The 12,485-nt window shown below is 71.9% G+C and carries 9 protein-coding genes and 2 pseudogenes; 4 read left to right on the top strand and 7 right to left on the bottom strand.

Features of this window, described 5'->3' with window-relative positions; all coding sequences use genetic code 11:
• Positions 1-30: 30 nt before the first annotated feature.
• The 3 genes from ABZV78_RS29565 to ABZV78_RS29555 all read right to left on the bottom strand — a co-directional run bounded on the left by ABZV78_RS29565 (position 31) and on the right by ABZV78_RS29555 (position 4,738).
• Positions 31-735 (bottom strand): hypothetical protein, encoded by a 705-nt coding sequence (locus ABZV78_RS29565; protein WP_355643842.1) that lies wholly within the window; start codon positions 733-735, stop codon positions 31-33.
• A 366-nt stretch (positions 736-1,101) separates the two neighbouring features.
• Positions 1,102-2,961 carry a hypothetical protein gene (locus tag ABZV78_RS29560; protein ID WP_355643840.1) on the bottom strand — a complete coding sequence of 620 codons (1,860 nt, stop codon included), beginning with the start codon at positions 2,959-2,961 and terminating at the stop codon, positions 1,102-1,104.
• Between the two features lie 298 nt (positions 2,962-3,259).
• Positions 3,260-4,738, bottom strand: a complete 1,479-nt coding sequence (locus ABZV78_RS29555) for an aminopeptidase P family protein (protein ID WP_355643838.1) — start codon at positions 4,736-4,738, stop codon at positions 3,260-3,262.
• A 111-nt stretch (positions 4,739-4,849) separates the two neighbouring features.
• Here ABZV78_RS29555 and asnB point away from each other — a divergent pair, with 111 nt between their 5' ends.
• A complete protein-coding gene (asnB, locus tag ABZV78_RS29550) occupies positions 4,850-6,811 on the top strand; it encodes an asparagine synthase (glutamine-hydrolyzing) (RefSeq protein ID WP_355643836.1) in 1,962 nt (653 codons plus the stop codon).
• Positions 6,812-6,869: 58 nt separating this feature from the next.
• Here asnB and ABZV78_RS29545 read toward each other — a convergent pair whose 3' ends face one another.
• Positions 6,870-7,979, bottom strand: coding sequence for a lytic polysaccharide monooxygenase (locus tag ABZV78_RS29545; protein ID WP_355643835.1), 1,110 nt, complete (start codon positions 7,977-7,979; stop codon positions 6,870-6,872).
• A gap of 334 nt (positions 7,980-8,313) precedes the next feature.
• On the opposite strand from ABZV78_RS29545, the gene ABZV78_RS29540 reads away from it, so the two are divergent.
• Positions 8,314-9,243 (top strand): carbohydrate kinase, encoded by a 930-nt coding sequence (locus ABZV78_RS29540; RefSeq protein WP_355643833.1) that lies wholly within the window; start codon positions 8,314-8,316, stop codon positions 9,241-9,243.
• An 11-nt stretch (positions 9,244-9,254) separates the two neighbouring features.
• Here the strand turns inward: ABZV78_RS29540 and ABZV78_RS29535 are convergent.
• A pseudogene (locus ABZV78_RS29535) lies at positions 9,255-10,151 on the bottom strand (MFS transporter); the annotation flags it as partial.
• A gap of 3 nt (positions 10,152-10,154) precedes the next feature.
• On the opposite strand from ABZV78_RS29535, the pseudogene ABZV78_RS29530 reads away from it, so the two are divergent.
• Positions 10,155-10,397, top strand: a pseudogene (locus ABZV78_RS29530) (MarR family transcriptional regulator); the annotation flags it as partial.
• A 12-nt stretch (positions 10,398-10,409) separates the two neighbouring features.
• Here the strand turns inward: ABZV78_RS29530 and ABZV78_RS29525 are convergent.
• Together ABZV78_RS29525 and ABZV78_RS29520 are read right to left on the bottom strand one after the other, a co-directional pair.
• The gene (locus ABZV78_RS29525; protein ID WP_355643831.1) at positions 10,410-11,240 is read right to left on the bottom strand and encodes an MBL fold metallo-hydrolase; all 831 of its coding nucleotides are present in this window, start codon (positions 11,238-11,240) and stop codon (positions 10,410-10,412) included.
• On the bottom strand, positions 11,237-11,641 hold the full coding sequence (locus ABZV78_RS29520; protein WP_355643829.1) for a hotdog domain-containing protein: 405 nt from the start codon (positions 11,639-11,641) through the stop codon (positions 11,237-11,239). Before ABZV78_RS29520 ends, ABZV78_RS29525 begins: the two co-directional genes overlap by 4 nt.
• Positions 11,642-11,784: 143 nt before the next feature.
• Here ABZV78_RS29520 and ABZV78_RS29515 point away from each other — a divergent pair.
• On the top strand, positions 11,785-12,485 hold a 701-nt coding region (locus tag ABZV78_RS29515), incomplete at its 3' end, for a helix-turn-helix domain-containing protein (RefSeq protein ID WP_355643827.1).

Raw genomic sequence — 12,485 nt, 5'->3', positions numbered from 1 at the left:
GCGTGGCGGGCGGGGTGGGGCTGGCCCCGATCAAGGCGCTGGTGGAGGAGCTGAGCCGGAGCCCGGCCAGCCGGAGCCCGAGCCGGAGTCCGACCCTGAGCCGTACTTGAACTCGGCGGCGTTGCCGTCCTTGATGGTGAGGTCCTTCAGCTTCAGGTCGCCACCGTCGGCGACCCGGAAGATCCGGAACGCGTCCTCGGAGTCCCGCTTGATCGTCGAGCCGTTGCCCTTGATCGTGATGTCCTGCTCGATCGTCGGCAGACCCGTGCCGGACTTCTTGTCGGCGAAGGTCAGCTCGTAGGTGCAGCGCTCGGCCAGCTTCAGCGTGCCGCCGTGATCCCGGTTCGCCAGATCGACCGCCTCGACCAGCTCCTCGTCGTCACACGGCACCTCCCGGACCTTCCCGTGATCATCGCCGTCCGGGTCCCATTCACCCCGGTCCCGGCCCTCCTCACGCTTGTCCTTGTCCTTGTCCTTGTCCTTGTCCTTGTCCTTGTCCTTGTCCTTGTCGTCACGGCCCTTCTCGCCGTCGTCACTGGTGAGCTGGGCGGTCGACCACTTCACGTCGGTGAGCCGGTGGGGGCCCGTGACCCCGGTGGTCGCGTAGGCCACGCCCGCGAGGCTGACCGCTCCCGTCAGGCCCACGACGCCGGTGGCGAGCCACAGCCGGCGGCGCCGGAGCGGGGAGGTCTTCTCACGGGCGGCGTCATCGTTATTGCGAAGGTAGTTGGACATCGGAGCTCTCTGCCCTCTCCTTGTACCCGACAAGGTCGCTTCGCCACGGCGAGGCGGCCTTCGCTACAAATCGGTTGTAGCTGCTGAAGACCAACGTATGAGAAGCTTCTTCACCTCGGGCCCATATACGAAAAAAACCCGCATAAGGGGTTGGGCGGCGCGGCAGGACCCACGGGGAACCGGAGGTGCGGGAGGGTGTCCGGCCGGCCGAAGAGGCCCGGCGGGTCGTAAGGCCGCCGGCTGCCCACGGACGGCGCGTAACCGGGCGGGACCGCGACGAACCCCTCGGGCGGTGACGGGAGGGGCAGGGGAGCCCCTCACCGCCGTGGCGCGGCGGAAAGGGACTCCCCAGGGTTATGTGGTGGTTCAGTTGAAGCAGTCCTTGACGGTGCCTGCGCAGTTGGTGGGGTCGTTGTTGGTGACGGTCGACTTGTCGTCGAGCTTGACCTTGCCCTCGTTGTTGAGGATGCCGCCGGCGACGCGGTGGAGCTTGGCGGTGTCGGTGGCGGTGTTCTTGGTGACGCGGGTGTTGGTCAGGGTGACCTTGCCCTTGTTGTTGAAGATGCCGCCGCCGTTGAGGGCGGTGTTGCCCTTGATCTCGGTGTCCCGCAGCGTCAGGGTGGCGTTGTCGTCCTTGTCGTTGCGGCGTTCGGTGAAGCCGTCTTCGACCTTGACGAGCCATTCGCCGTTGAAGATGCCGCCGCCGAAGCGTCCGGCGGTGTTGTCGACGATCTCGCTGTCGGAGATGGTGGCGGTGGCTTCCTGCTTGTCGTTGGGGTAGTCCCAGTGCTTGCCGCCGGTGTTGACGATGCCGCCGCCGTTCTCGTCGGCGTGGTTCTTGGCGACCTTGACGTGGTCGAGCTTGAGCTCGGTGTTCTCGGCGTAGATGCCGCCGCCGTTCTCGCAGGCGGTGTTGCCGGTGATGGCGGTGAAGCTGATGGTGACGAAGCCGCCGGAGCTGAACAGGCCGCCGCCGTTCTTGCCGGCGCGGTTGTCCGACAGGGTGCTCTGGATCGTGTCCTTGCCCTTGACGGAGCCGAGGATTTCGACGGTGCCGGCTTCCTCGTCGTGCTTGTCCTTCTTCTTCTTGTCGTAGCTGTTCTGCTCGGTGCTGTTCGGGCCGTAGCTGTGCGGGTCGTGGCTGTCGTTCTTGCCGTTGCCGTTGGCGATGCCGCCACCGTTGGCGCCGGCGGTGTTGTTGTCGATGTGGGATTCCTCGACCTTGAGCACGCCGCGGTTGAAGATGCCGCCGCCGTCCTCGCGGGCGTGGTTGTCGGTGACCTTGCTGTCTTCGAGGTGGACGCGGCCGAAGTTGGCGATGGCGCCGCCGTTTTCCTCGGCGTTGTTGTGGGTGAGCTTGACCTTGATCAGGTGGGCGCTGCCGCCGCGTTCGACCAGGAGCGCACCACCGTCGCCCTCACCCTGCTTGTCCTTGTCCTTGTCCTTGTCCCACGAACCCGAGCCCTGCGAACCCGGACCTTGCGAACCCGGACCCTCGCCGACCGGCGCGGCCGGTGCCGCCTGTGCGGCCGGTGCGCCCATGACCGGGCCGCCACCCGGGGCGCCGTTGCTCGGGGCGCCCATGACCGGGCCGCCGGGGACCTGCGGACCGCCGCCGCCGTACTTGAACTCGGTGGCGTTGCCGCCCTTGACTGTGAGGTCCTTCAGGGTCAGGTCACCGCCGTCGACGACCCGGAAGATCCGGAACGTGTCCTCGGAGTCCCGCTTGATCGTCGAGCCGTTGCCCTTGATCGTGATGTCCTGCTTGATCTCGGGCAGGGCCGCGCCGAACTTGCGGTCCTTCACGTTCAGCTCGTACGTGCAGTTCTCCGCCAGCTTCAGCGTGCCGCCGTGACCCCGGTTCGCCAGATCGACCGCCTCGACCAGCTCCTCGTCGTCACACGGCACCTCCCGGACCTTCCCGTGATCCTCGCCGTCCGGGTCCCAGTCATCCCGGTCCCGGCCGTCCTTGTCCTTGTTCTTGTCCTCCTCGTCGGCCTTCTTGCCGGCGTCGGAGGCGTTCTGTGGCGCGGCCACGTGGTTCTCGGCGACGCGCTTCGGCCCGCTGGACTTGTCGTTGTCCCGAGCCGCGAGGCCACCCAGCGCCGCCAGGCCGACGACGCCGGTCAGCCCGGCGACGCCGGTGGCGACCAAGAGGGCCCGCCGCCTGCTCGTCGACGGGGTCCCCGGCGCCCCGCCGTCGCTAGTCGTTACGTCGTTGGACATCAGAGCCTTCCGCCCTTCCGGTCTACCTAAAGGGGTCGCACCGCCCCAGGCCGAGCGACCAGCTACAAATCGGTTGCAGCCTCTGATCGCCACCGTATGAGAAGGATCCTCGCGACGCGGACGTATCCGAAGAAATCGCGCATTCGTCTCACATTCGGCCGGGTGACGTGAGCGGGGCGTAGCGGGACCAGGAGGACCGTGAGCAGCGCAAACGACGACGGGCCCGGCGCCGGCGTCGTTACCGCGAGAAACCTCGCAGACGCCGGCGGCGGGCCCGCCGGGGGTCGTGCCTGTCGGGTCAGCCGGGCAGGCGGGGGCCGGCCTCACGCTGCTCGGCCAGCCAGGTCTCCACCTCGTCCGAGCGGCGCGGCAGCCCGACCGAGAGGTTCACCGCGCCGTCGGCGGTGACCAGGATGTCGTCCTCGATCCGCACGCCGATGCCGCGCAGCTCCTCGGGAACCAGCTCGTCCTCCGGCTGGAAGTAGAGCCCCGGCTCGACGGTGAGCACGTAGCCCTCGCCGAGCGGCCCGTCCCGGTAGGTCTCCTTGCGGGCGTTGGCGCAGTCGTGCACGTCGATGCCGAGCATGTGGCTGGTGCCGTGCAGCGTCCACCGGCGGTAGACCGTCGACGCCGGGTCCATCGCCTCGTCGACGCTCACCGGCAGCAGGCCGAGGTCCTTCAGCGCCTCGGCGAGCACCCGCATGGCGGTCAGGTGCACCTCGCGGAACGCCACACCCGGCTTGATCACGTCGATGCCGGCCTGCTGGGCGGCGTAGACGGCGTCGTAGACCTGGCGCTGGAGCGGGGTGAACCGGCCGTCCACCGGGAGCACCCGGGTGACGTCGGCCGTGTAGAGGTTGCGGTTCTCCACGCCCATGTCCATCAGCAGCAGCTCGCCCGGCCGGGTCGCGCCGTGGTTGTGCACCCAGTGCAGGATCGTGGCGTGCTCGCCGGCGCCGACGATCGAGCCGTAGCCGACATCGTTGCCGTCGTGCCGCGCGCGGAGCGCGAAGACGCCCTCCAGCAGCCGCTCGGAGACCGCCCGGTCGGCCGGGAGCGCCCGGGCCACGTCCTCGAAGCCGCGGACCGTGGCGTCACACGCCTCCTGGAGCTGGGCGATCTCCCACTCGTCCTTGACCAGCTTCAGCTCGGAGATCGCGATGGCCAGCTCCCGGTCGCGGCCCGGCTGCCCCTCGGCCCGCGCCCCGTCGTACGGGCGCACCGCGGCGTCCACCCGGGCGTCGAAGCCGCGCAGCACCCGGGTGCGCGCCGGCGCCAGCTCGGCCAGCGCCGCGTCCAGCTCGGTCAGGTCGGCGGTGGGCAGGCCCAGCTCGGTCGACTTCTCCTTCAGCGTCGGCCGCCGGCCCACCCACAGCTCGCCGTTCCGGCTGCGGAAGAACTCGTCGGTCACCCGGGACGACCGGGGCCGCATGAACAGGGTGGCCTCGCCGCCCGGCCGGAGCACCAGCACGCTGTCCGGCTCCAGGTCGCCGGTCAGGTACGCGAAGTCGCTGCCCGGCCGGAACCGGTGGTCGGTGTCGTTGGCGCGTACCTTCTCGGTGCCGGTCGGGATGACCAGCGTCTCCCCCGGGAAGGCCTCGGCCAGCGCGGACCTCCGCTTGGCGTGGTTGGGCACCTCCGGCCGGGGACCGACCGGCAGCTCCGTGTCCCGCCAGCCCTGCCGCATGAAGGCCAGGAACGCCTCCGGGAAGTCCGGGTCGTGCGATTCGGTGCCGTCCGCCGGCTTGCCCTGCTGCTGTGCCCGCTCCTCGGCCATGCTCCGCCTCCTTGCGCCTCGTCGCTGGTCCAGACGGTACCGCGCGGGCGGGAGCGGGAAGTGCCTGCGGTGCCGCGACGGTGGCTTCCGCCGCGTGGAAAGATGACGGCCATGTGCGGACTCCTGGCCTTTTTCAGCGCGCGCGGTGACGCCGCCGCTCACCGCGACCACATCGCCGGAGCACTGGAGTGCCTGCACCACCGCGGCCCGGACGAGACCGGGGTCGAGGTGGTCGGCGACGCCTCCGGCCGGTACGCGGACGGAGTGTTCGCGCACAAGCGGCTGGCGATCATCGACGTGGCGCTCAGCCACGAGCCGCTGCCCTACGCGAACGGCCGCTACCTGCTCACCTTCAACGGCGAGATCTACAACTACATCGAGCTGCGGGACGAGCTGATCCGCGACTACGGCGCCCAGTTCGCCACCAACGGCGACGGCGAGGTGATCGTCGCCGGCTACCACTACTGGGGTGAGCAGGTGCTCACCAAGCTGCGCGGCATGTTCGCCTTCGTGATCTGGGACCGGCAGGAGCGGCGGGCCTTCGGCGCCCGGGACTACTTCGGCATCAAGCCGCTGCACTACCTGGAGACCCAGGACGGCCTCTACCTGGCCTCGGAGAAGAAGGCGCTGCTGCCCTTCGCGCACTCGGCGTACCAGGGCGACGCGGGCATCGACACCGCCAACCTGAGCCACTACCTGACCCTCCAGTACGTGCCCGAGCCGGGCACCCTGCACCGGGGGATCAGCCGGATCGGGTCGGGGGAGTACCTGACCTGGACGCCGGGCGGCCGGATCGAGGTGCGCCGCTGGTACCGGCCGGTGTTCCACCCGGCCCCGGTCTCCGACGAGCAGAAGCTCTACCACGAGATCCGGGAGACCCTGCGGGAGAGCGTCCGGATGCACATGCGCTCGGACGTGCCGGTCGGCTCGTTCCTCTCCAGCGGCATCGACTCCACGGCCGTGGTGGCCCTGGCCCGGGAGTTCAACCCGAACATCCTGACCTTCACCGTCGGCTACGACGTGCCGGGCTACTCCGAGATCGATGTGGCCCAGGACTCGGCCCGGCACCTCGACGTGACCACCATCCCGACCAAGATCGGGCCGCAGGACATGATCGAGGCGCTGCCGAAGATCGTCTGGCACCTGGACGACCCGGTCGCCGACCCGGCCCTGGTGCCGCTCTACTTCGTGGCGAAGAAGGCCGCCGAGCACGTCACCGTGGTGCTCTCCGGCGAGGGCGCGGACGAGTTCTTCGGCGGCTACACGATCTACCGCGAGCCGCTCTCACTCAACGCGGTCAACAGCCTGCCGGGCGGGGTGCAGAAGGGCCTGCGGGCGGTCTCCAAGGCCATCCCGCAGGGCGTCAAGGGCAAGAGCTTCCTGGAGCGCGGCACCACCCCGATCGAGGAGCGCTACTACGGCAACGCCCGGATGTTCACCGAGGAGGAGAAGCAGCACCTGCTGCGCCGCTACGACCCCTCGGTGCGCTACACCGACGTCACGGCCCCCATCTACGCCGAGGCCACCGAGCTGGACGACGTCACCAAGATGCAGTACGTCGACCTGTATACCTGGCTGCGCGGCGACATCCTGGTGAAGGCCGACCGGATCTCGATGGCGCACTCGCTGGAGGTCCGGGTGCCCTTCCTGGACCGCGAGGTGTTCAACGTGGCGGCCGGGATCCCGGTCGACCTGAAGCTGCCGCCGCGGTCCGAGGCCACCAAGTACGCGATGCGCCAGGCGTTGCAGGGCGTGGTGCCGCCGGCCATCGTCAACCGCAAGAAGCTGGGCTTCCCGACCCCGACCCGGGTCTGGCTGCGCGGCGAGATGTACGAGTGGGCCCGGCACGTGCTGGCCACCTCCGGCGCGGGCGACCTCATCGACCTGTCGTACGCCATGCGGCTGCTGGACGAGCACAAGCGGGAGGAGGCGGACCACTCCCGCAAGGTGTGGACCGTGCTGATCTTCTGCATCTGGCACGCCATCTTCGTGGCGAAGACCCTCGACCCGGGCATCCAGCGCAACCAGTCGGCCCTGCTCACCAAGCCGGTGGTCGGCAGCATGGTCCGCTGACGCGAGCGTGTCGAAGGGCCCCCGGGGTTACGCCCCGGGGGCCCTTCTCAGTGCGGGATCACCGGCCGGTGCAGGTGACCGTGGGCAGGGTGTTGGTGCCGGAGAAGTTCGCGGTGAAGCCGAACGTGGTGGTGCCCTCCGGTGGGACGCTCCCGTTGTAGGCGGCGTTGGTGACCGTCACCGCCGCCCCGCTGGTGCTCGCCGTGCCGTTCCAGAGCTGGGTGATGGTCTGGCCGCTCGGCCAGGTCCAGTTCGCCGTCCAGCCGCTGTAGGTCCGGGTGCTGTGGTTCATGATCATGACCTCGCCCTGGAAGCCGCCCTGCCAGGCGCTGACCACCTTGTACACCGCCATGCAGGCGCCGGACGGCATGGTCGGGCTCGGCGAGGTCGGGGTGGGCGTGGGGGTCGGGCTGGTCGGGCCCGGCGTCGGCGTGGTGGGGGTCGGCGACGGCGTGCCGCCGGAGCCGATCCCGGTCACCTCCCCGTTGCCGCCGTCGAAGGTCACGTCCGAGCAGCCGAAGAAGTTCTCCTGGCTGTCCGAGCGGACCCACCGGGAGTAGATGATGTGCCGGCCGCTCTTGTTGGCCGGCAGCGAACCGGTGAAGTAGTAGTGCCCGTCGTTGGTGCCCACCGAGCCGCGCTGCGGCGGGTTGGTCACCTGGAGGAACGGCTGCTCCTCCAGGTCGCTCCAGGCCAGCGGCCGGGTCGGGCTCCAACTGTCCTTGGTGACGTAGAAGTAGAAGGTGCCCGGGTGGTGGGCCCAGTTGCTGTACCGGAACTCCATCGTCCGGCCGGCCGTCAGGTGGGTGACCGGCCAGTCGGTGCGGGCCTGGTCGTAGCCGCTGAAGTTGGCGTTGCCGCCGCTGCACAGCTTGCCGTCGGGAATGAACCCGACGGTGCGGCCGCCCGCGTCCGAGCGCAGCACGCTGAACCAGTTGTAGAGCGAGTTGGCGCCGCTCTGGGCGACCGCCGCCGCGCAGGCGGGGTTGTTCGGCCTGATCTCCCCGGTCGCGGTGAGGCCGTCCTTCCAACACAGGTGGGTCCGGGCGCCCGGGGTCATCGCCGCGCCATGGGCGGCGGCCGGGTCGGAGCCGGTGGCCAGGGCGAACGCGCCCAGGGCCAGGGTGGCGGCCGCGGTGAGCAGCGCGGCCGTACGGGATCGGTGCACGGGATCTCCTGACTCGCGGGGCGCGACCCGCCCGGTCCGCCCCGCTGCGACGAGCGGATGCGACGATCGCGGTGCCACGCCCGGCGGTCGGAGTGCGGCCGGGGGCCGTCGGGGGACGCGCACCGCCTGCGGTCCGTGCCACGGACCGGTGAATGCCCTCGCGTCGGCTCGACCCGGCGGCCGGCGGCGCGGCAGCCCCCGCGCCCTCCCGGCACGCGCAATCCCATCACGTCCGGGTATCCCACGCAATAGCCACCCGTCGATGCGGGCGTCTCGTCGCGCCGCGCCCCGCCATGCGCCAGGATCGGAGGTACGACGGACGGAGGGAGCCAGGATGGGGTACGCGGTGGTGCTCGGCGAGGCGTTGGTCGACCTGCTCGACGCCGAGCACGACGGGCAACCCGTCTACCGGCAGGCGATCGGCGGCGGGCCGCTCAACGTGGCCGTGGCGGTGGCCCGGCTCGGCGGGGACGTCCAGTTCGTCGGGTCGCTCGGCGACGACGCGCTCGCCGCGCGGATCCGCGCCTTCCTGGGCGCCGCCGGGGTGGGGCTGGCCGGGGCGGTCACCGTGCCGGCGCCGACCGCGCTGGCCGTGGCCACCTTCGCCGGCCCGGAACCCGACTTCCGCTTCTACGGCGAGCCCCGGTCCTACGCCCTGCTCACCGCCGACGATCTGGACGTGGCTCTGGTCGAGGGCGCGCAGGTGGTCTACTGCGGCTCGATCGTGCTGCTCGACCCGCCGGTGCTGGCCGCCGCGCGCCGGGCCTGGTCGATGGCCGGGGCGCTGCGGGTGTTCGACCCGAACGTGCGGCCCAGCCTGCTCACCGGCCCGGGCGCGCTGGACGGCCTGCGCGCGGTGGTCGCCGAGTTCGCCGCGAGCGCCCACCTGGTCAAGCTGAGCGCCGCCGACGCGCGCCAGCTCTACCCGCGCGAGCCGGTCGAGGGCGTGGCCGCGTACCTGCGGGAACTGGGCGCGGGGACCGTGGTGGTCACCCTCGGCGCCGACGGCGCCCTGGTCGCCGCCGCCGACGACGTGGTACGCGTCCCCGCGCCGAAGGTCGACGCCGTGGACGCCACCGGCGCGGGCGACTCGGTGATGGGCGCTCTGATCGCCGACCTGCTGCACGCCGGCGAGCCGGTGGAGCCGACCGGCTGGCGGGACCGGGTGGCCTTCGCCCTGCGGGTGGCCGGCCTGGTCTGCGAGTCGCCCGGCGGGGCCACCGCCATGCCGACCCGGGGGGCGGTGGCTGACCGGTTCCGCTGATCCGCCGCGGGTCAGCGCGGGCGGGCGAGGGTGAGCACGGCGGTGAGGGAGAGGCGGCGGCGACCGCCAGCACCACGGCCGTCGGCACGGCGCTGCCCTCGCCGCCGAGCCCGACCAGGGGCGCGGCCAGCGCGCCTACCACCGACTGGACGCCGCCCATCAGCGCGGCGGCGGTGCCGGCGTGCCGGGCATGCGCGTCCAGCGCCAGCGCCGTGCTGTTCGGCGTCACCATGCCCAGCGAGCCGACGAAGGCGAACAGCGTCACCGCGACCACGGTGAGGCTGCCGGCGAGGGCCCCGGTGAGCACGCCGGCCGCGGCCACCCCGCCGACCACGACCGCGGTGACCAGCAGCCGGCGCGGGCTGAACCGGTCGAGCAGGCGGGCGTTCGCCTGCCCGGTGGCCACCAGGGCGAGCGCGTTGAGCCCGAAGACCAGGCTGAACGCCACCGCGGAGACGCCGAAGACGTCCTGGAACACGAACGAGGACCCGGAGATGTAGGCGAACAGCCCGGCGAACGCGAAGCCCTGGGTCAGCGCCTACCCGAGGTAGACCCGAGTAGAGGTCACGGACCACCGCCCGGGCGACCACCACCCCCATGCCGCCGGCCAGGCCCTGGGCGAACCGCGCGCCGGCCAGCATCGGCGCGCTCGGCGCCGCCGCGCAGGCGAGCGCGAGCAGGGTGTACGCGCCGACGCCGACCAGCACCGGTCGGCGCCGCCCCCACCGGTCGCTGAGCGGGCCGGTGACGAACTGGCCGATGGCCAGGCCGATCAGGCAGGTGGTCAGGGAGAGCTGGATGCCGGCCTGGTCGGCGCCGAGTTCGCGGGTCATCGCCGGGAACGCCGGGAGGTACATGTCCAGCGAGAGCGGGCCGATCGCGGTGAGCGTGCCGAGCAGCACCAGCAGCGCACCCTGGTCCACGACCTCACCGACGCCGGGCTGCTGGCGCGCGACCGCGACCCGGCCGACCGCCGGGTGGTGCGGCTCACCCTCACCGACGCCGCCCGCACCCGGATGGCCGACCACGCGGCCCACCGCAGCGCCCTGCTCACCGAGGCCCTGGCCACCCTCGACCCGCCGGCCCGCGACGCGATCCTCGCCGCCGCCCCGCATCTCGACGCCCTGCTCACCGCCCTGCGGGCCCGCCCCTGACCCCGTGAGCGGTCAGGCGGTGCCGTCCAGCTCGGCGTAGCCGCGGCGGGCCGCGATGAGACCCGGGCGGGCGCCGAACGGCGACTCGGCGGCCACCCGCTCGGGCGGGGCACTGCCGGTGTGGCCGGCCCGGATCAGCCAGGCCTGCCGGGCGAGCTCGGCGTGCTGGGCCTGGACGAACTCCACGTCGACCGGCTCGCCGTGCCCCGGCACCACCACGGTGGCCGGCGTGGTCAGCCGGAGCAGCGCGGCCACCGCGTCCGGCCACTGCACCGGGTACGACTCCTCGAAGGCTGGCGGCCCGCTCTGCTCCACCAGGTCGCCGGCGACCAGCACGTCCGCGTCCGGCACGTGCACCACCAGGTCGGCGTCGGTGTGCCCGTGCCCGGGGTGGTGCAGCACCACCCGCCGGCCGCCCACGTCCAGCACCGCCTCGCCGTGCACCGGGTGGGTCGGGGCCAGCAGCTCGGTCCGGGCCAGCTCGGCGGCGAGCTCCGGCTGCTCCGCGCGCATCTCCTCGGCCGCGGCCCGGCGCAGCTCGTCGGGGTGGTCGCGGAGCACCGCCGCGGCCTGGACGTGCGCGTATACCGGGCGGGGCGGGTCGGCGGCCAGCGTGGCGTTGCCGAAGCAGTGGTCGAAGTGGTGGTGGGTGTTGACGATCATCCACGGGTGCGGGGTGACCGCCCGGGCCGCCTCGGCCAGCTCCCGGGCCTGCCCGGCGGTGGAGAGGGTGTCCACCAGCAGCGCCGCGCCGTCGCCCACCACCAGCGTCACGTTGACGTGCAGCAGCGGGTCGCGCAGCACGTGCACGCGGTCGGCGACCTCGACGAACCGGGCGGTCATGACGCCCGCGCGGCGCGCTCGACGAAGCGCTGCCGGTCGACCAGCGCCCGCTCGATCCGCCCGGTGGCCACGACCTCGTTCCCGTCGGTCACGATCACCTCGAAGGCCAGTCGCCGGCCGTCGACCTTGACCAGCTCGGCCCGGGCGGCCACGGTTCGGCCGACGGGGGTGGCCGCACGGTGCTCCAGCTCGACGCGGGTCCCGACGGTCGTCGACCCGGACGGCAGCCGGGTCGCGGTGGCCGCCACGGTCGCCGCCTCGGCCAGCGCGAGCACCCGGGGCGTGCCGAGCACGGGCACGTCGCCCGAGCCCACCGCCTGCGCGGTGTCCGTGTCGGTGACGGTCAGCTCGACCCGGGCGGTGAGGCCCGGGGCGAGGGGCGGCTCCGGCTGCTCCTGCATGGGCCGAGCCTACGGCGTGTTTCATAAGTGGGCGGCTGGTGCTGGGCGTTGTGAGCCATGGTTGTGGGTCGGCCCGTGGGGTTTCTGGGTTTGTGTGCAGGTGGTGGGCTGTTTGTCGGTGGTTGGTGGCAGGGTGTGCTGCCGTGGCCCGTTTCACCACGTTCCGGTTCTGTCTGAGCCCGACTGCCGACCAGGAGGTTGTGTTGCGTCGGCATGCGGGTGCAGCCCGGTTCGGCTACAACCAGTGCCTGCGGCTGGTCAAGGACGCTTTGGACGGCAAGCGCGGTGGGACGGTCGGCAAGGTGCCGTGGTCGGGCTTCGACCTGATCAACGCGTTCAACGGGTGGAAACGGTCGGGTGACGCGGGCCGGGTGATGGTCGCCGCCGGTGACGGGACCGTCACGGTGCAGGTGACCGGTCTGGCATGGCGGGGTGAGGTATGTCAGCAGGTCTTTGAAGAAGCCGCGGTCGATCTCGGCCGCGGCCTGTCGGCGTACACGGCGTCGCGCACCGGCCACCGGCGGGGTCGGCGGGTCGGTTTTCCGAGGTTCAAGTCCAAGAAGCGCGCACCGTTGTCGTTTCGGATCCGCAGCAGGACCTCTGCCGCGGGCCGGGCGGGTATCCGGGTCGGTGAGCAGGCGCCGCGTACCGTGACCCTGCCCGGCATCGGCACCCTGGCGGTGCGGCAGGACACCCGCCGGCTGCGGCGCATGCTGGCCAAGGGGCGGGCGAAGGTCGTGTCCGCCACCGTCAGCCACCGGGCCGGCCGGTGGGCGGTGTCACTGACCTGCGAAGCCGCCGACCTGCACGATGCCCGCCGCCACCAGCCGAACACCGGCGCCGC

Origin of the sequence: Micromonospora sp. NPDC004540, from assembly GCF_040610095.1 — a bacterium.
Taxonomy (GTDB): Bacteria; Actinomycetota; Actinomycetes; order Mycobacteriales; family Micromonosporaceae; genus Micromonospora.
The sequence above is the reverse complement of the archived record's forward strand: the minus strand, read 5'-3'. Positions and strand labels throughout refer to the sequence as shown.